This is a genomic window from Nocardia sp. NPDC051463 (assembly GCF_040681975.1).
Lineage (GTDB): Bacteria > Actinomycetota > Actinomycetes > Mycobacteriales > Mycobacteriaceae > Nocardia.
In genome coordinates this window covers 1-19,258 of sequence record NZ_JBFBAB010000006.1, presented here as the reverse complement: position 1 = coordinate 19,258, position 19,258 = coordinate 1, and the positions used below count along the sequence as shown (strand labels likewise).

General features: G+C 65.9%; 14 protein-coding genes. 5 read left to right on the top strand and 9 right to left on the bottom strand.

Features of this window, described 5'->3' with window-relative positions; translation table 11 throughout:
* Positions 1-154 precede the first annotated feature (154 nt).
* Positions 155-874: a 16S rRNA (guanine(527)-N(7))-methyltransferase RsmG gene (gene rsmG / locus AB0M74_RS11275; protein WP_364904880.1), complete on the top strand. Its 720-nt coding sequence runs from the start codon at positions 155-157 to the stop codon at positions 872-874.
* Positions 875-1,337: 463 nt separating this feature from the next.
* Here rsmG and AB0M74_RS11270 read toward each other — a convergent pair whose 3' ends face one another.
* Complete coding sequence (locus AB0M74_RS11270; RefSeq protein WP_364904877.1) at positions 1,338-2,063, bottom strand: hypothetical protein; 726 nt, start codon at positions 2,061-2,063, stop codon at positions 1,338-1,340.
* A gap of 69 nt (positions 2,064-2,132) precedes the next feature.
* On the opposite strand from AB0M74_RS11270, the gene AB0M74_RS11265 reads away from it, so the two are divergent.
* From AB0M74_RS11265 to AB0M74_RS11250, 4 genes are all read left to right on the top strand, one after another.
* Positions 2,133-2,930 carry a TetR/AcrR family transcriptional regulator gene (locus AB0M74_RS11265; RefSeq protein ID WP_364904875.1) on the top strand — a complete coding sequence of 266 codons (798 nt, stop codon included), beginning with the start codon at positions 2,133-2,135 and terminating at the stop codon, positions 2,928-2,930.
* A gap of 750 nt (positions 2,931-3,680) precedes the next feature.
* Positions 3,681-4,691, top strand: a complete 1,011-nt coding sequence (locus AB0M74_RS11260) for a ParA family protein (protein ID WP_364904872.1) — start codon at positions 3,681-3,683, stop codon at positions 4,689-4,691.
* 57 nt (positions 4,692-4,748) lie between these two features.
* Positions 4,749-5,762, top strand: coding sequence for a ParB/RepB/Spo0J family partition protein (locus AB0M74_RS11255; protein WP_364904870.1), 1,014 nt, complete (start codon positions 4,749-4,751; stop codon positions 5,760-5,762).
* A gap of 253 nt (positions 5,763-6,015) precedes the next feature.
* Positions 6,016-6,747, top strand: a complete 732-nt coding sequence (locus AB0M74_RS11250) for a GNAT family N-acetyltransferase (RefSeq protein WP_364905332.1) — start codon at positions 6,016-6,018, stop codon at positions 6,745-6,747.
* A gap of 78 nt (positions 6,748-6,825) precedes the next feature.
* On the opposite strand, the gene AB0M74_RS11245 is transcribed toward AB0M74_RS11250, so the two are convergent.
* The 8 genes from AB0M74_RS11245 to AB0M74_RS11210 all read right to left on the bottom strand — a co-directional run bounded on the left by AB0M74_RS11245 (position 6,826) and on the right by AB0M74_RS11210 (position 19,155).
* Positions 6,826-8,022, bottom strand: coding sequence for an N-acetylmuramoyl-L-alanine amidase (locus AB0M74_RS11245; protein WP_364904868.1), 1,197 nt, complete (start codon positions 8,020-8,022; stop codon positions 6,826-6,828).
* 181 nt (positions 8,023-8,203) lie between these two features.
* A complete protein-coding gene (gene trxA, locus AB0M74_RS11240) occupies positions 8,204-8,536 on the bottom strand; it encodes a thioredoxin (protein WP_328407721.1) in 333 nt (110 codons plus the stop codon).
* Positions 8,537-8,571: 35 nt separating this feature from the next.
* Positions 8,572-9,558: a thioredoxin-disulfide reductase gene (gene trxB / locus AB0M74_RS11235; protein ID WP_364904864.1), complete on the bottom strand. Its 987-nt coding sequence runs from the start codon at positions 9,556-9,558 to the stop codon at positions 8,572-8,574.
* A gap of 97 nt (positions 9,559-9,655) precedes the next feature.
* Positions 9,656-10,465, bottom strand: coding sequence for a hypothetical protein (locus AB0M74_RS11230; RefSeq protein WP_364904861.1), 810 nt, complete (start codon positions 10,463-10,465; stop codon positions 9,656-9,658).
* Between the two features lie 102 nt (positions 10,466-10,567).
* Positions 10,568-11,152: an RNA polymerase sigma factor SigM gene (sigM, locus tag AB0M74_RS11225; RefSeq protein WP_364904858.1), complete on the bottom strand. Its 585-nt coding sequence runs from the start codon at positions 11,150-11,152 to the stop codon at positions 10,568-10,570.
* Between the two features lie 311 nt (positions 11,153-11,463).
* Complete coding sequence (locus AB0M74_RS11220) at positions 11,464-15,177, bottom strand: murein biosynthesis integral membrane protein MurJ (protein ID WP_364904856.1); 3,714 nt, start codon at positions 15,175-15,177, stop codon at positions 11,464-11,466.
* Between the two features lie 778 nt (positions 15,178-15,955).
* Positions 15,956-18,622, bottom strand: a complete 2,667-nt coding sequence (locus AB0M74_RS11215) for a hypothetical protein (RefSeq protein WP_364904854.1) — start codon at positions 18,620-18,622, stop codon at positions 15,956-15,958.
* Entirely contained in the window at positions 18,619-19,155 is a 537-nt protein-coding gene (locus AB0M74_RS11210) for an NUDIX hydrolase (protein WP_328407709.1), read from the bottom strand. Before AB0M74_RS11210 ends, AB0M74_RS11215 begins: the two co-directional genes overlap by 4 nt.
* Between the last annotated feature and the right edge of the window lie 103 nt (positions 19,156-19,258).

Here is a 19,258-nt window from a genome sequence, read left to right as displayed (position 1 = left end):
GGGCCTCTGGTCTTCGGACCGGGGGCCCTTATTCATGTGTTCATGTCACATGTCACCTCTGTCGCCTGATTCAACGCCTGCGGCCGATTGTGCGAGCAGTCGACTGACCACCCGCCTGCTGCCCGATCGGCTCGAGCTCGGAAGGAAGTTTCACGTGGAACGAGACCTAGGTGGAGCCACCGCACTGCCGGCTGAGCTGGAACCGCCCGCCATCGCCGCGACGGTGTTCGGTGATCGTCTCGATCTCGCGCGTCGCTACTGTGCGGCGCTGGCCACCGCCGGAGTGGAGCGTGGCCTGATCGGTCCCCGAGAGGTGCCTCGGCTCTGGGATCGGCACATCCTGAACTGTGCGGTGCTCGGCGAGTTGATCGCCGAAGGCGCGACGGTGGTCGACATCGGCAGCGGTGCCGGCCTGCCTGGAATCCCGTTGGCCATCGCGCGCCCGGACCTCCGCATCACTTTGGTGGAGCCGTTGCTGCGTCGAACCATCTTCCTCAGCGAGTTCATCGAGGCGGCCGGACTCGGCATCACAGTGGTGCGTGGCCGGGCCGAACAATCGGGCGTGATGAAGGAAGCGGGCGGCGCGGATGTGGTCACCTCCCGTGCAGTCGCACCTCTGGCGAAGCTGGCGCAATGGTCGCTCCCCCTGCTCCGTGATCACGGACGCATGCTTGCACTCAAGGGGGTCAGCGCCGCCGAGGAACTCGAGCGCGACGGCGCTGCATTGGTCACCGCGGGTGCAGGCAACGCGACTGTCCTCGAATGCGGAGCAGGAATAGTATCGACGCCCACTGTGGTGATCAGCGCCGAGCGGCTCCCCCGAGCCGAGCGATCGCCGCGCCGCGCCGCGCGGCAGCCTCGGAAGGCGACTTAGCCGGCACGCTCTCGGCCGATGTTTCATGTGAAACGAGAGAGCACGCGCCTCGTGTCGCGCGACTTGGTCGATGCACCGCCGGGCCGGGCGATCGGCATGGCGCCGGAGGCGACGCGGATTCTCCCGAGGGCGCGTGAGGCGGCGATGAGGCGCTCGGTGGTCGAGGCGTGCAGGGTGTTCCGTGTCTAAGCGCTGGTCGCCGAGATGACCCAGCCCCAGCTTCTCGGGCGGTATCTCGCCGTCTTCCAAGACCTTTCGTGGGGCGGAACTGATCGGACCGGTCTTGTTCGCCCGGGCCTTCAGCGCGTGGATCCCACTCCTCTTCGCGTTCGTCGCCGCCACGAACACCTTTGTCGGCTGCCTCCTCGCGGTACTCGGAAGAGGGCCGCTTCGGCAGGACGAATAGCGGGAAGGCGGGGATCGGGGTTTCCGTCAGGAAGTGTCGTGACGGCGACGCGTGCGATCATGCGCGAGCGGTGAGAGGGAGTTCGACGCTCTGGGGCGTCTTCTTCATCAGGATCGCGACACCGACGATCGCGAGCCAGATGGCCGCGTAGCCGTTGAACATCGCGACCGCGCCCCAACCGTTGGATGCGTAGAACCGCGACGAGTTGTAGCCGAAGAACATCGACGGCACACCCGCCAGATGCAGGGCTGCGATTGCGAATGAGGACCAGCCGATCCATCGCGCAAGAGCGCGACTGCGCAAGACCGCGTACCCGAAGGCGAGGCCGAAGACGAGCAGCATCAGGTGGCTGATCGTGCCGTAGAGCAGGTAGGTGGGAACGGTTCGGGTCGGGTCGATCCGAGCGGCGGTCTTGATCGCGGTGCCGCCCTCCAGGCCTTTGGCGACCATGTCGAAGATCGTCCAGGCCGCGCCGGCGGTGCCGGCGAGCGCACCGAACCATTCGTAGCGAGCGTCTGCCCGCGTGATCAGTGGCCGGATGCCGGTCATGAAGACCAGGAACAGTGTGAGGGCGAGAAAGTTGAACAGCGTGCGGGTGAGGATCAGCCAGTCCGGCATGAGGCTGCCGGTGTCGACGCTGCACTTCGGCGGGTCGCAGGACGGCACGATGAAGTAGAGCGGAAGCTCGGCCATCGCGAAGACGGCACCGAGGATCGCGGCAACCCCGACCCAGCGACGAGCGGAATCCGGGAAGAAATTCTGTGTATGCAGTGAACTGTTCATGACATGCACAATAATGGGAACTGTGCATGCCGTCTACTGTTCTAGAAGCCCCCTGGAAGGATTCCGGCTATGACCCCACCTAAGAGCCACGGAGCGGCGGCCGATGGTAATGCGGCACGGCAGGTCGAGCTCGGCGTTCCCGAGTCGCTACCACCCGGTCTGGCTACGGCATGGGGTGTCGTCGACACCGGACGGCGGCGCGGTCCCAGGCCGGCGCACACGATCGAAGAGATCGTGGCGGTCGCGACGCGGCTGGCCGACGAGGAGGGTCTCGCCGCGGCTTCGCTTCCGAAGGTGGCCAGTCGTGTCGGCGTGACCACCAACGCGTTGTACCGCTATGTCAGCTCGAGAGATGAGCTGATCACGCTCGTGGCCGACCGCGCCTGGGGCGATCCGCCTGCGCTGCAGGACGGTGACTGGCGAGGCGGGGCGACGCTGTGGTCGCGTCAGCTCTTCCAACGCTTCTTGTCGCGTCCATGGCTGCTGGACGCTCCGACGACCATCCCGCTGACACCGCACAACGCAGCCTGGCTGGATGCTCTCCTCACCGTCCTCAAACCGACCGGCATGCAGGCACAGCAGATGCTGAACTGTGCGTACCTCCTCGACAGCCACGCGCGGTACGGTGCCAACCTCCAGCGCCGCACTCCGGCCCCGGCGGCGCTGCGGCGTGTGAATCCCGATCAACGGCAGGCGATCCGCGCGACCCGTCTGTTCTTGGACGAGCAGCTCCGCGCTCGCAACCTGAACGCGGTCGCGGAGGTGCTCGAAGACCCGGCGTACCTCGTCGACGAGGCGCCACTCGACGGCTTCGAATTCGGCCTCGCGAGGATTCTCGACGGCATCGAGGCATATATACGGCAATAGCAACTCACAGCGAGGGTCGCGGTACCACCGACGCAGCCTCGACGGTGTGACCCGGGGGTGACTCGACGGCACGGCTCAGCGGAACGACGGTTCGGGCCGGACCGAAGCATCGAACCAGCAGAGTGATGCGTGATCCGGTGCGACGCAACGGCCAGACTCAACGCTGTGACGTCTCACCTTGACGATGTGGGCGAACTACACCGAGTGCGGTCCAGCGCCGCGACTCGACGACGGCCGGTGAATGTCCATGCGGTGCGGCTGATCGGCACAACGGGATCCGCCTCCCGCGCAACGGCCTGACGCATCGCGTGGTCTGTCGTGGTGACGTGCGGAGGTGGACGTCGCCAACATTGTCAGTGAGATGCAGGCCGATCCGATCTCGGCTGACGACGCGTTGCGGCGTCGGATCGACTTTGCGTAACTTCGGATTCGGCACGACGTTTCATGTGAAACATTGGCTCGGGTGGTCGAAATATCGACCGCGCCAGGATCAATCGCCGCAGATTTGCGTGTCCTTCGTGCGTTGCCGCGATTCAGCTTTCTAATCACGCTCGGTGCTGGCAAGCTAGTCACCGTCGGGCGTGAGCGTTGGTGCCACGGAGGGTGTCACAGCGGCGAGAGCTCCGCTCGGTCGATCGGGCGCCGCGGTTCCGATTGAGCATCATGTTCGATCCGACACAGCTATTGATGACACGGCGCCGACGCATGTCGGGGGGTCGTGATTTGAGGTTCTCGCGTTAGGAGCTGTCTATGTCGAGCGGTGGTCCGGCGAATGTTTCACGGGAAACTACGTCGCGCGTGCCGGGAATGCTGGACTCCAGCAATCTCGATGCGGAGGCCTTCGGAAGCACACCGTTCGGGCACATCTCCGCCAGTGAGACCCCGATCGCGGCCGAAGCGCAACGCGCCAGTCAGATATTGCATCCAGGAAAGGTGACAGTGCCGAAACCGCACGAGCAGCGCATCATCACCATTGCCAATCAGAAGGGTGGCGTCGGTAAAACGACGACAGCGGTCAACCTCGCGGCCGCCCTTGCGCACCAAGGGATGACAGTTCTCGTGATCGACCTCGATCCGCAGGGCAACGCAAGCACTGCCCTCGGCGTCGAGCATCACTCGGGTGTTCCCTCGAGTTACGAACTGCTGATCGGTGAGATCTCGGTCAAGGACGCGATTCAGCAGAGCCCCCACAGTCCGCGCCTGCTCTGCATTCCGGCCACTATCGATCTCGCCGGTGCGGAGATCGAACTGGTGTCGATGGTGGCTCGGGAGGGTCGGCTCAAGGCCGCGATCCAGGAAGCCAACATCGCGGGCTACGACATCGACTACGTGATGATCGACTGCCCGCCATCCCTCGGGCTGCTCACCGTCAATGCGATGGTCGCGGCCAAGGAGGTGCTGATCCCGATCCAGTGCGAGTACTACGCGCTGGAGGGTGTCGGTCAGCTGCTGCGCAATATCGGCTTGGTGCAGGCGCATCTCAATCCCGAATTGCACGTCTCCACCGTGGTTCTCACGATGTACGACGGCCGGACCAAGCTGGCCGACCAGGTCGCGGAGGAGGTGCGTGGGCACTTCGGCGACGTGGTGTTGCGGTCGGTGATCCCCCGCAGTGTGAAGGTCTCCGAAGCTCCGGGCTACGGAATGACGGTGCTCGATTATGATCCAGGCTCCCGGGGTGCGATGAGCTATCTCGATGCTGGTCGTGAGATGGCGGCGCGTTCGGTGCCCCGGCGTGGGGCAGCAGAAGGCGCGCAATGACCCGCAGCGGTCGGTTGGACTGGCGTGGTGGCGAACAGAGAAGGGATCGGTAGACCGATGACTCAGGCGAAGAAGGGTGGGCTCGGGCGCGGCCTTGCCGCATTGATCCCGACAGGGCCGGCGGCCACACCGGGTCTCGGCAGTGCCGCGGCGAATGTGGTCATCGGTCTCGATCCGATCGGCCCGCAACCGGCTTCCGCATTCCTCCACCGGGTCCCCGATCCGACCGAGGAGGAGCTCTCCTCCCCCGGCGGCGCGATCTATCGCGAGATCAGCCCGGAGCAGATCGAGCCGAATCCCAAGCAGCCGCGGCATGTCTTCGAAGAAGAGGCACTCGCCGAGCTGGTGCACTCCATTCGGGAGTTCGGTCTGATGCAGCCGATCGTGGTGCGTCGGGTCGAGCCTGCGGTCGACCGATACCAGATCGTCATGGGCGAGCGCCGCTGGCGGGCCTGCCAAGAGGCCGGCTTGACGACGATTCCGGCGATCGTCCGCGAGACCGCAGACGAATCCATGCTGCGCGACGCACTGTTGGAGAACATCCATCGAGTACAGCTCAACCCGCTCGAAGAGGCGGCGGCCTATCAGCAGCTGCTCGAAGAGTTCGATGTCACCCACGAGGAATTGGCATCGCGAATCGGCCGGTCCCGACCGGTCGTGACAAATATGATCCGTCTGTTGAAGCTGCCGATCCCCGTGCAGCGGCGGGTGGCGGCCGGCGTGCTGTCGGCGGGACATGCTCGTGCCCTACTAGGTCTCGAGGCTGGAGCGGATGCCCAAGAGGTTCTAGCCGCGCGCATCGTCGCCGAGGGGTTGTCGGTCCGTGCCACCGAAGAAGCCGTCACCTTGGCGAACCGTGATCCGGACGCCGCCGCCCCGACCGCTCCCCGACGCAAACCGATCCACATGCCGGGTCTGCAGGACGTTGCCGAACGGTTGTCGGAATCGTTCGACACTCGGGTCACGGTGAGTCTCGGCAAGCGCAAGGGCAAGATTGTTGTCGAGTTCGGTTCGGTCGAAGATCTCGAGCGGATCGTCGGCATGATGGAGCAACAGCAGCTCGGCACGTGACGAGAATGGCAAAAATGGCCTTGTGTTTCCGATAAGTACAGGCCTGGCGCCGAAACGTCACAGTGACGGCGCGGAAAATAGAGGGGGTGCGGCGTCGGCGTGACCCTCGGTGGGACCGGCGTACCGCTCCTGACCAATAGCACAGTGACGTGGAATGAGGCGGGATCTCGTTGATCGCTTATTCTTGCTGGCGAGCAAGTACTGATGCGGCGTGAGCGTGGATGAATCGGACAGCTGGAGGCTGAGTAGAGCGGTGTCGACCAGCGTCACAGCACTTACCCTCGGCGGACTGGACAAGCTCCCCACACACGCTCGGCGTTGTGTGTTCTGGGAGATCGATCCCGCTGTCGCGGAGAACTCGCGAGAGTTCAGTGATCCGGTCTTCGAGAAGGAGGCCTGGCTCTCGACAGTGATGCTGGAATGGGGTTCGTGCGGCCAGGTGGCCAACGTGAGCGGCAACGTGGCGGGCTGCGCGTTATATTCGCCACCCAGTGCTGTGCCGCGTGCCGCGCTCTTCCCCACATCACCAGTAAGCCCGGACGCGGTCTTGCTGACCACGCTGAGCGCCGAATTCCCCTATTCTGATGCCGACATAGCTCACCAGCTCATCTCGGCCGTGGTGGCGGATCTGGTGCGCCGCGGTGTTCGGGCGCTGGAGGCCTTCGGCATTCGCACCGATCCCCCGACCAAAGCGATGTCGGATCGATCGTTGGGTTCGATGACCTTGATGGAGCGGATCGGCTCCCCGGTCCGTGATTCGGGCTCGGCGACCGCGGCCACCAAGTGCTCGCCGGAAACGTGCATGATCGACGCGGACTTCCTCGAGGACGTCGGTTTCGAGGTGATCGCGCCGCACCACCGGTTCCCGCGACTGCGTCTCGAGCTCGACTCCGACCACGGCTGGAAGGAAGACGTGGAGCGGGCCCTTGATCAACTGCTCGCGGCGGCGGCGCTGACGGTCCCCTTTCGAATCGGTGCGCCCTAGCCTGCCGACAGCGCAGACGACTACGCCCCCGCTGACCGAAGTCGGCGGGGGCGTAGGTGTTTCGGAGTTCGAGTCGCCCTACATGCGGTCGGCCGCAGCCAATTCCTCGGCCAGCAGTTCGGCGAAAGTGTATGTGCCCGTTGGCTGATCGTCTTGACCGAGCAAATACAGCCGCTTCACCGAAATCAGGATGGCTTCGGCGATCACGTCGCGCATCCGCGGGTTCGTCAGCACCGTCGCGTCGTATTCGTTGGTGAGATAGCCGATATCGACCTGCACGGTCGGCATCTTGGTCAGCCGCAATAGATCCCAGGTTCGGGCGTGAAGTCGGCAGTCCTGCAACGACGTTCGTGCGACGACCTCACGCTGGATGAAGCCGGCCAGCACCTGACCGATCATCGATACGGAGCCGTGCGAGTTACCGAAATGGAAGCTCGCCACCCCGTTCGCCGACGGACTCGGGTTGGTCGCACAGCGCAGCGAGATCATCAGATCCGCGTCGAAAGCGTTGGAGGTCTCGGCCCGCTCGGCATCGGAAGGATTGGCGCCCCACGGCCGGGACAGGAACGTCTCCATGCCGGTGGCGGCCATCCGACCCTCCAGCCGACTGGCCAGATCCCACAGGATCTCCGACTCGTAGACGTCGCCGTACTCCGTGGGGACCGCGTGCCCCTTGTCCTGACCACCGAGGCCGGGATCGATGACGATGCGCTTGCCGGTGAGCTGTGGCCCCGCTCGGTGTACCACTTCTTCCTCGGCGATGCGATGCGGATTGCCGCCGGTGACGCGGGCACCGAGCAGTTCCAGCGACCGCAACGTGTCCGGCCCGCAGATGCCGTCGGAAGACAGCCCGATCTCCCGCTGGAACGCGGTCAAGCCTTCGTGGGTGTGCGGGCCGAAGTAGCCGTCGACCCGATGTACGTAGAAACCGAGGTCCTGCAGCCTGCGCTGCAGGGTTGCCACATCGTCACCGTAGAGCGGTGCGGACAGTTGATAGATCAGGGTGCGGGCACCGAGACGGTAGGACGCCTCTTTGAGGGCTCGATAGGTGGCCGGCCCGACGATGCCATCGACCAAAAGTCCGCGGTGCTGCTGAAAGGCGCGAACCGCGGAATCCAGCTGACGGTCGAAGGAGGCGTCGGTGTCCTTCCAATACTCTCGCGCATCGGCGTGATCGGTGCCGACGGCGTGAGCGTGCAGAAACCCGAGACTTGCCAGGGTGCTCCGAACCTCGGCGACGGCTGGACCGGTATCGCCGTGACGAAGTCGGTGCATGCGTGAGAGCCCTTTCCTTCCGTCAACCCGGGTACCCACTCATGCGATGGCTTACGCCTCTCGCACGACCGGAGGTCGGTCGATTGTCTCAGACCCGGACGGGAATTCGACAATTCCCGAGTCCAGGCATCCTAACGGCGCGTCGTTGGATAACGGCGGCCTTTGGGGACTCGATTTCGCGTCAGATGACGCCGTCGAGTTCGCGCAACAGGGCGGCTTTGCCCTTGGCTCCCACAATCTGCTTGACCGGCTTTCCGCCGGAAAACAGCATCATAGTTGGGAGCGAAAGGATCTGATAATCGCGGGCGGTGCCCGGGTTGGCGTCCACGTCCAACTTGGCGATGGTCAGCTTGTCCGCGTGCGCGCCCGCGATCTCCTCCAGCACCGGGGCAACCATCTTGCACGGACCGCACCAGTCGGCCCAGAAGTCCACGAGCACAGGCTTCTCGCTGAGCAGCACGTCATCGGCGAAGGACGCGTCGGTGACGGTGACCGTGTTGGCACTCTTGGACATGGGTTAACTCCTCGAGATGAAAAAAGTGATGAAGATCAGTTGGCGGGCACGGCGACCGGAGTGCCGGCATGGCCCAACGTGTTGGACGTGATGTCGCCCTGGTCGGCCAGCCAGCGCTCGGCGTCGATCGCCGCGCGGCAGCCGGTGCCCGCTGCGGTGATCGCCTGCCGGTAGGTGTGGTCGACCAGGTCGCCGGCGGCGAAAACGCCGGGCACCGTGGTTGCCGTCGACGGGTGCAGCACCTGGACGTAGCCCTCGTCGTCGAGTTCGACCTGGTCCTTGACCAGTTCGCTGCGCGGGTCGTGACCGATCGCCACGAACAGACCGGTCGCGGCGAGCTCCGAGGTCTCACCGGAGCGGGTGTCGCGCAGCGTCAGACTCGTCACACTGGTGTCACCGTTGACGGCGGCCACCTCGGCGTTGAGCACGAACTTGATCTTCTCGTTGGCCTTGGCTCGCTCGAGCATGATGCGTGAGGCACGGAACTCTTCGCGGCGGTGCACGATTGTCACGCTCGCGGCGAACTTGGTCAGGAAGGTGGCCTCTTCCATCGCGGAGTCGCCACCGCCGACTACGACGATGTCCTGGCCCTTGAAGAAGAAGCCGTCACAGGTGGCGCAGGCGCTCACGCCACGGCCGAGCAGCTTCTGCTCACCAGGCACGTTGAGGTAGCGCGCGGCCGAACCCATGGCCAGGATCACGGCGTAGGCCTGGTGCGTCTCGTCGCCCACGGTCACGGTCTTGATCGGGCCGCTCAGGTCGATCGCGTCCACGTCCTCGGTGCGGATGTCAGCACCGAACCGCTTGGCCTGCTCGCGCATCTCTTCCATGAGGTCCGGGCCCATGATGCCGTCACGGAAGCCGGGGAAGTTCTCGACCTCGGTGGTCGTCATCAGTGCGCCGCCGAACTGGGTGCCCTCGAACAGCAGCGGCTGGAGTTCGGCGCGGGCGGCGTAGACGGCGGCCGTGTAGCCGGCGGGTCCGGAGCCGACGATGATCAAGTCGCGAACTGGCGTGCTCATGTGACCCTTCCGAGGGAGAAATCTTGGGACGTGTCGGTCAACAACAGCCTAAACGTTGTTGTTCCCGGGCCAGGGTGTGGTCGACGCCTCGACCGTGTCACCCGATGTCGGTGAGCGCGAGTTGTTGCGGATCGTCGGTGGTGCAACCGATCCCGACGACCAGTGCGGTGATCTTGTGCGGGCGCGGTCCGGTGAGCAGGATCAGCACCGAGGCCTGGCCATGGAACGTGGTGTTGGTCGCGCCGAGGACGGTGCGGTCGAGGCCGTTGGCCTGCACGCAGCGGTTCAGGGCGGCCTGGTTGCCGAGTGCGCCGGTGACATCGTGTCGACCGAGCGCGGCGAGCGCGGCGGTGGCGTTCAGATCGTCACCGAGTTCGACGTTGCCGGTGGTCGGCTGGGCGGTCGGGGCGACCTCACGGCCGCCGAACGTCGACACCGCCACGGCGGCGCAGGCGACCACCGCGACCGCGGCCGCCGCGGCGGCGAGCCAGCGGAGTCCGCGCCCGCGCCGTTCATCCAGGGAGACCGGGGTGGCGATGCCGGGTGGTCGCGTTTGCGGGTCGGAAACCACTGGGGCGTAACCGGATTCAGGAGGGGCAGCGAACGGCAGCTGGTGGATGGTCGCCACCTGCTCGGCGGGCTCCTCCTCGAAGTCGAGTCCGTCGACGAACTGTTCCAGCCGAGCGGCGATATCGGCAGGCATGGCATGGATGATGCGATCGTCCTCGCCGAAGGTGCGCAGCTGCGCGCTCACCTCGTCGAGCGAGTCCAGATACCGTAGTGCATCGGGGTCGCGCCGGACCGCGGGCCACAACTGCTCCCCCAGCTCGGGCGCGATGTTGTCGGCATGGAGATCGGCGAGCAGCTCGGTCGAGAACGGAGGCTGCGGTACGGATCGGGTCGCCATCGCACCTCCGGTTCTCTCGTCTGACGTCGGATCCCACCACCCACGCGGGGGGATTGCAAGTACATCGTCTAGCGGTTCGTCACTATTAATGACGCATCTCGGCTACTTCCGGTTCCCCGGATCCCGCAGAAATTCCAAGCGTTCTTGTAGTCGCTGCCTGGCGCGCGCACACCGGCTCTTGATCGTGCCTTCCGGAACCCCGAGCATCACCGACGCTTCCGCCACGCTATACCCCTCCAGGTCGATCGCGACGAGCGCCGTCCGCTGGTCAGGTGGTAGCGAGAACAGCGCGCGGTCGATGACGAGCGACATCTCCAGTTCGGCCATATTGTCGCGCTCATCGCGCGGTTCCGGCATGGTCTCCGGCGACAGCGAGATCGCGCGCCGGGTCTTGTTGCGGCGGATCCGGTCCAGGCAGGCGTTGACCACGATCGCATGCAGCCAGCTGCGCACCTCTGCCTCTGCGCGGAACGACGCAGCGGTGCGGTGGGCGGAGAGCAATGCGTCCTGGAGGCAGTCGGCGGCATCTTCGCGGGTGTAGGACGTGCGCAACGCGGTCTGCCAGAGATGGTCGTTGTGCCTGCGCAGTAGTTCGGCGAAGGCATGCCGCTGACCACGGACATGGGCGTGGAGCAGTTCGATGTCGGTGAGCTCGTCGGGTATGAACGAGCGCTCGCGATAGGTCACCGGCCGCGATCTCCCCCCACAGGACTCGTCGTTCAGTTCGGACAAAGGCCAACCCCTTGGACAGCGCTCACGATGGCAAACGGACACAGGCGACCGCTAACCGAAAATTTCGCAGCATCCAGGATCGAAACACCAGAACCCCGGAAGCTCCCCTGCTGAGAGCGCGGAATAGATCATATCGTCAGTCACGATTCGGCAGCAACCAGACCGATCGGGACGCGACAGCGGCGCGAAAACCCTACGGCGACAAGGCCGGAACACCACTCAGCGGCGGCACGGTGTGAACACATGCGGCGAGCGGCGGAGGGTAGCTAGGGCGCGGCGTCGAAACGAATCTCGGCGATCGAGGTCTGGAACTGGGCCCCGGTGTTGCCGAGTCCGGTGATCCAGACGAGCACATAGCGAGCGGATTGGTCGGTGCGCACCGGAATATCGGTGTCGCCGTCGGATAATCGCGCAGAGCCGATCAGCTGGGTCTGGTCGAGCGTCGGCGACGCGGTCGGCGACGTACGGATTTCGACGGCGGTGCCCGGGCTCGGCGAAGTGATCGACACATTCGTCAACTTCGCCGGGCTCGGTAGCGTGGCCATCAGTCCGATCCCCTTCTTGAGGGCCGGAAACTGCTGGAAGTACTGATCGGTCCGCCAGAGGGTGGCGGGATCGTGATCGAGCACCGCCCCCACACTGCCGATGCCGTCGGGCGTGCCTTCCGGAGAGAACACCGACACCCGGGTGACCGCGAGTGGAACGCCGCCCGCAGGGGTCGGATTCGATCCTGGCGTGGGTGCGGGCGCGGGCGAACTGTTCGTGGTCAGACCGATATTGCGTTGCTCGTTGAGCGGCGCCTCGGACGCGCCGGGCGCGAAGACGCTGACCATCCACCAGATCACGATGCCGACGACGAGCGCGGCCAGGATGCCGAGCCCGACCATGATCCACATCATCCGCTGCGAACGTTCCCGTTCCGCGGCGAGCAGCTCGGGATCGGCAAGCGATTCGTCGACACTGCTCGGCGGGCGCTGACCGAGCCGGAGCACCGGTATGAAGTCGGTCTTCTGATCGACTACCGACGCCTGCTCGAGCACGTGCTGCACGGTCGCAGCAGTACGGACACCCTTGTTCGATTCCAGCGAGCGCACCGCGACCGCCGAGATCTCGAACGGCACTTCGGGCCGGATCTGCCTCGGTTCGATGGGAGTGCCGTCGGGGCCGAAATCGGCCAACCGCAGGCCACCGATCGTCGCGGCGGCGCCGGTGATGCCACCGGAACGGATCGGCCAGCGCGCCGTGATCAGCGCATAGAGCATCGCGCCGAGACCACGCACGTCCGATTGCGCGTCGGAATCGCCGAGGGTGCCCGGGAATGCGAGCACCGCGTCGCCGGATGCGCTGATCCGAATCCGATCCGGATGATCGATCGATAGCGAGCCGCCGCCCCGATGGGCGAGTTCGGCGGCCGAGGCGAGCGCCCGGACCGCCCGGGCCGCGCCGATCGGCGACGGCACGGTCTCGGCCATCTCACGTAGTGACCGGCCCGGTGTCCACTCGGCCACCACGATGCCGCCGGAGCTGCCGCGAACCACGTCGAGGACCCGCGCCAGACCGGGTGAGTTGATCCGGCCCAGCCGCAGCGTGCGCGAAAGGATCGCCTGCGGGCCGTCGTGCCCGGAATTCTCGCTCGCCTTCTGATCGGCGTCGACGAACGTCAGCGCGACCTCGCGATCGAGCTTGATGTCGAGGGCCTGCCAGAACTCGAGCCCGCGGGAACCGCCGTGGCCTGCCAGCAGCCGGTAGCGTCCGCCTGCGACGGAGGCACCGGGAATCAGCTTGGGGCCGCGCGGAATTCGACGACCGCTCGGATCGCCGCCCATGGGCGGCAATTGGGGCGGGATCGGAATCATGCCGGTGTCGTACATCGGATCACGTTCCGGCGCGTGGAACTTGCCTTCGCCCGGTGCCGGTCCCGAATCGCGATCAGGCGGACCGGTGTCGGCCTCCTGGTTCGCGTATGCGGGATCCGACGCATCCCCGGCATTCGGCGGGACGTCTGTGGAGAGCCCGCCTGCCGTGGCCGCAGAAGAATCGGCGGCCGGGACGCCGCCGCCCGCTGCCGCGTCGTCGCTCACCCTCGGTCCTCCTTCGCCCTGATATGTCGAGGTTCCGGCGAATTCGCCACTTGTGCTTCTCTGCCGAACAGGGTACGGGAACTCGCCCTTGCCGGTGATGTCAACAGCATCGCCTCTGATCACGGGTAGCACCATGGTCTGGGCATCCATATACGGGTCGAATTGCGGGTAGGCATACGGATCAGGCCTGCGGAACACCTGCGTGGCGTAGATGTCCTCGACCGGGCTGTCCAGATCGAGGTCCGGGGCAGGCGGCGTGAGGCCGAGCCGCCGCGAGATCGCCACGGTGATTCCGACGATTTCCGGAATCCCGGCCAGGCGCATCAACCCGAACGCCACCGCGAACATCACGATCGCCGACACCGCGACGCGCAGGAGCGAGCCGATACCGCCCGACAACCGATCCAGCCCGAGCACCTTGTCCACGATCAGCATGACCGCACCACCCGCGACCGACGCCAGCACTACGCGGGTCACCGTCCGGCTGACATTGGCCATGCGTAGATCACCGAGGCTGCGGTGCAGCAGATAGCCGCCGATCACCGCGCCCGCGGTGAAACCGAGGCCGGTGGCGACACCGAGCACAATGACGACCTCGTCGCTGCTGCTCGCTACTACCGGCGCCAGCGCCGAGAACAGAATCTTCACGCCGGTGATGCCGAGGATGATCCAGGTCGGCGTCCAGGCCTGTTCCCTGGCATAGAACACGCGTAGGTGAATCAACACCAGCGAATACGGGATCAGTGCGAAGGCCGACCAGCTGACCGCGTGGCCGAGGCGGGAGGCATCCTCGGCGAAGCGTGCGTAGCCGAAAAGCCCCTCACCCACCTGTGGGCCCGCCAGCGTGAGGAAGGTGACCACCGGAATCAGGGCGATCATTGTCAGCCTGGTGGCGACCGAGAGGTCGTCCACGACAGCTGGTGTGTCGTTCGCGGCGGCGTTGCGGCTCAAGCGCGGCATGATCGCGGTGAGCAGCGTGACGCCCAGAATGCCGTAGGGCAGTTGCAGCAGTAGCCAGGCCTGCGAGTAGATCGCCGGACCCGCCACATCCGCGTGCGAGGAGATGTTGTTGGCGAAAATCAGGCCGACCTGGCTGATCAGGACGTACAGGATGATCGCGCCGCCCATGGTGCCGAACTGCTTGAGCCTGGCGTCGATGCCCCACAGTGGCCGCAGGTCGATGCCTTCTCTGCGGATCGCGGGCAACAGGCTCACCGCCTGAGTGATCACGCCGAGTGTGACACCGCAACCGAGCACGAGCAGTTTCGGATCGCTCATCCGCACCGGGTTCAGGGTGATTTCCCCCGGTGTCAGCGCGTAGAGCCCCAGGGCGACGAGCACCACGAGGTTGTTCAGCACCGGCGCCCACGCACCGGGTTTGAACACCTGGCGGGTGTTCAGCATCGCGGTGAACAGCGCCGACATGCCGTAGAACAGGATCGCGGGTAGCAGCAGGAAGGTCAGCGCTGTCGTCAGCGCGGTGTTGACCTTGCCGTCGGAGGAGACGAAGACGTGGGTCGCCAGAATCGGTGCTGCCGCGGTAGCCAGTAGCGCGGCCGTGGCGAGCACCGTGAACGCGGCGGTCACCAGCCGCCGGACAAAGGCGGTGCCGCCGTCGGCATCCTCCTGTTCGGCACGGACCAGGGTTGGCACCACCATGGCGGTGAGCACTGCGCCGAGCACCAGCTCCGTGATCATGTTCGGGATCAGGCTCGCGGAGGTGAACGAGCTGGCGATGGCCGGGCCGAGCACGGTGAGCAGCAGCAACTGCTTGCCGAACCCGGTGATGCGACTGACCAGCGTGGCGATCGCGATCGAACCGGAATCCCGCAGCAGGCGTGAGTTCGCGCTCTGCTTCGGTTGCTGGTCATCCGCCGCGTGCGTGCTCTGGGCCGCCATCTCACGAGTGGTCGGGCGGTTGTCCGCCGGGATGCGCTGAGGCGGCGCAGGCGGCCGTTGCCGCTGTTGCGGTGGGTACGGCTGCGGCTGCGGCCGCGCAGGCGGCGGCGCGAAGCGTTCCGGTGGCACTCGGTTGGGCTGGGCCGGTCCTGGACGTCCCTGGTTCGGCGGCACCGGGCGGGCCTGACTCGGCCCCGGTGGTGGCACCGGGTTGGCCGGCGGTACCGGGTACTGGCGCTGACCCGGATGCGGGCGTGGCGCAGGCCGCTGCGGCGGGCCTGGCTGTCGCGGGATCGGGCCGGAAGGCGGGGGCGGGCCCGGCAGTCGCGGAATAGGGGCGGAAGGCGGTGGTGGCGCCATCCGCTGTCCCGGCGGCTGGCCTCCCGGTTGGCTGATCCGCGGCATCGGCCTGCCCGGGTCACGGTAGGGATCGCCGGAATTCATTTCCGGAGCCTCGTCGGACTGTGGCAATCGACGTTCCCACGGCGCCGCGGGGGCGCGGCGGGCCGGTGGCCCGTCGTACCTATCGCCAGGTCGATACCGATGAGCGGATAAGTCATCGTCGCTCATCATGCCTCCTGTACCCGCCGGAACAGCTGAATCTCGGCGGTTCGGTGAGCAGCATTTCGACTGTTCCGCTCACCGTGACTCCCCAGTTCTACCGACCGCCCGCGGCCGATCGGCCGCGCCGAGGGCGCAACGTGATTGTCCACCACTGTGCCATCCCGCACCGCGGGACAGCCAATCGATGCAGGTGAGGGCCCTTTGTTCGGGTCCCTCACGGTGCCTCCTGGTGCTCCTGTTGCCGAAGTACTCGTTGCCGCGCGCGCCGATACCTGTTCACCCGGCGCCGGGTTGGCGGATCGAAACCCTCGTCCGCCGGATCCGGCTGGCCGCGGAACCGACGCCACAACCGACGCCCGGCCAACAGAAACAGCAGTATTCCGGCACACGCGGTAATTATTGCCAACGCCTGACCGTAGGCGTTCGAGCGCACCGAAACCGAGGTGGGATTGCCGAGCGAAATTCCGTCGGGCGTGGTAAGGAAGATGGGAATGACCAGGTTGCGGCTGTCGCTGACCTCGGTCGGGATCTGGAACGAACGAGTCCCGGTCGGCGGCAGCACCTGTTCTCCGATATCGGTGATTTTCGTCTCCGCGGGCGCCTCGATCCGGAATTTGATGCGAATGGCGACCGGCAGTTCGTTGCGGGCAACCAGCAACAACGGGCTCTGCTCGGAGGCGAGGGTGTACACCCCGCCCGGCGGCAGCACGGTGACCGATCGGTACAGACTGTCCAGTGTCCGCGTGGTCTGGTCGAGCCGTCGCTGCGCGAAGGTGTCGGGCTGCGTGGCATCGCCGGTCCGTCGATCGGACAGGGTCAGCACCCGCAGTAGGTCATCGCGCAGCGGGGTCAGGAACTGGCGCGGGGTCGGCTCCGCCTCTGGCAACTCGACCAGCGCGCGCATCAGCTCACTGATCCGATGCCCTTGGTCGCGGGTGGGCAGCACGAAGCGGGCAGGAACTGCGTCCTGCGCTGCTTGGGGCAGATAGTCCAGCTCATAGGGCTCACCGTCGGGCGGTTCGGCGAGCAGCTCGTGGAACGCGCGTGGTGTGGCGAGGTTATTGCGCATCAACAGTTCCACTTGGCGCAGCAGCGCGGTGGCCTCGTCCCGGCTGGCGCCCCACTGCTGCGGTGGGACGAGCAGCAACGAGCGCGGCCGATTCGGCTGCGGGTTCAGCGCGGTCCAGGAGACGGCGCCGAGTGCGTCCTGTAGCCGAGCCATCCGTGAGTCGTTGGTGACGTCGTAGCGCACCTTCGCGGGCGTGAACGACGGCGTTGGTGGATTGGAGCCGACCGCGGCGAGCGCCGTCGCGGACCAGATATCGAAGGTCGCGGCATGCAGTACCGGGTCCGGCACCAGGCCTGCCGGTGGGGCAGGGTTGTTCGGGTTCGTGCCGTTGGTGGATGGCGCGGCAGCGGTCGGCGCCACGCTTACGGTCGGCGCGGGCTCCGGGACCGAGACCTCGGTGCTGTTCGCCCCGGGCGATGCCGCAGTGACCTCTGGCAATCGGACGATATCCGGCGCCGCGGAATCCGGAATCGTCTGGCTCGCCGAGCTCAGCGTCGACTTGGGCTGGTCGTTGGTGGTGCGCCCCGTGTCACCGGTTGTGGGCGAGGAGTCATTCGAGCTCGCGGAACCGACCGTGGCAGCGGCGGTATCCGCCAGCACCGCAGTTCCGAAACCGTGACTGCGCAACAACATCCCGGCGCTGGTGTCGATACTGCCGGAATCGGGCAGGCTCACCCCGCGCACCGATCGGGTGGCCAGGATCGAGTCGACGATGTCGGCAGGCGCGTCCAGCGCGCGAGCCGACAGATCGGGGTCGTTCACCGCCGCCAGCGCCGTGATATCGACCTGGGCGAAAGGCAAAGCCACCGTGCACACCGACGCGGCAAGCGCACGCAACCGGTCCAGCCAGGTCTGAGCCTGCTCCGCGCCGGTGCCCGGCCTGGTCGCACCATCCGGGTCGGACGGACTCGCCAGCACGCGATAACCCTTGGTCATTGCCTGCACGGTGCCGAGCAGATCCGGATCGACCGCGACGCACACCGCACTAGCCAAGGACCGATCGCGGCCGATGTTCGTGCTCACCGCCGATTCCAGTGCACCGAGCAACTGATCGAGGCGGCCGCCCTTACCGAGCGAGGCAGCCAACTCGTCGTCGGTCAACTCCACCTTCCCGTTCACCGAACCAGGGACGCCCGCGACCAGCCGGGGGCGGTCGGCCAGCGGCCACAGCAGCGTCGTCGCCACCGGCGCATCCGTCGCGGCAGCCACGGCCTGTGCCCCAGCGCTGCCCGATTCGGCATCCGTCGTCGGTGGAACACCCAGCACCGGTAGCAAGAAACGGGCGTCGTCGAGCCGAGCCTGACTGCCGTAGGCCGGTTCACCATTCACATTCAGCAACAAGGGATATACGCCGGGCGCGGTGATATCCAGCGATGATGTCGAATCACGACCGCCGGGGCGCAGCGCGATACTCAACGTGAATTGCTTGCGCTGCCCCGGGCTCAACCGCTCGGCCACATCCTCGAACGGGCCCGTGACGTCGTAATTGACCTGATCGAGGCGCAGCGTCGAGCGCAACACGCTCGGCGAGGTCACCGCGGCGGCGCGCTGAATGCGGACGATGACATTGTCGACAACCCGGTCACCGATATTGGTGATGGTGCCCGACACCGTCAGCAGTGGATCGCTGACCGTGGTCACCGCAGTCGGAGTCACCGAATCCAGTGACAGCTTCAAGAATTTCGGTGCCGACGAACCGCTCGACCCGGTCGGTTGTGCCGCCGCATGCTGTGTGAGCAACATCGGCGCCACCGTCGCCGAACTGAGAATGGTCAGGACCGCCACGATGATCCGGAACAGTCCACGCGTCATCGCTTGCCGGTCTCCATCCGGTCGATCATCCGATTCGCCACCTCGGCAAGACGCCGCTCGTCGGCGTATGCCAATCGAGAATCCAACTCGCTCAACGGAACCCACGCCACCTGGGTGACCTCCACATCGGCGTCGGAAAGTTCGCCACCGACCGAACGCAGCAGATAATGATGCACGGTCTTGTGTACCCGCCGACCCTCCGTGACGAACCAATAATCGATGCTGCCCAGTTCGGCGACCACTATTCCGTTGATTCCGGTTTCCTCGGCCACCTCACGGATCGCCGTCTGCTCAGAGGTCTCGCCCTCTTCGATATGGCCCTTGGGCAGCGACCACAACAACCTGCCGCGGCGATCGGTGCGCCCGATCAGTGCCGCGCTCCGTTTTTCCCGCGGACCATCCAATCCATCGACGACCAGCCCGCCCGCCGAGGTTTCTCGGACCGTGCGCATGCGAGGTTTCGCCGCGTTGGCGGCCGAACCGCGGCGCCGAGGCTGGCGGCGTCGACTGTTCGCACGATCGGCCGGAGACACCCAGCAATCCTACTGTGTTGTCTTTGCAGCGCCTTCGGCGCTGCGTGTTCGCGGCCCCCTTGGTCTCGCTTCCGAGCCGTCGAGACTTGCGCCTTCGGCGCGT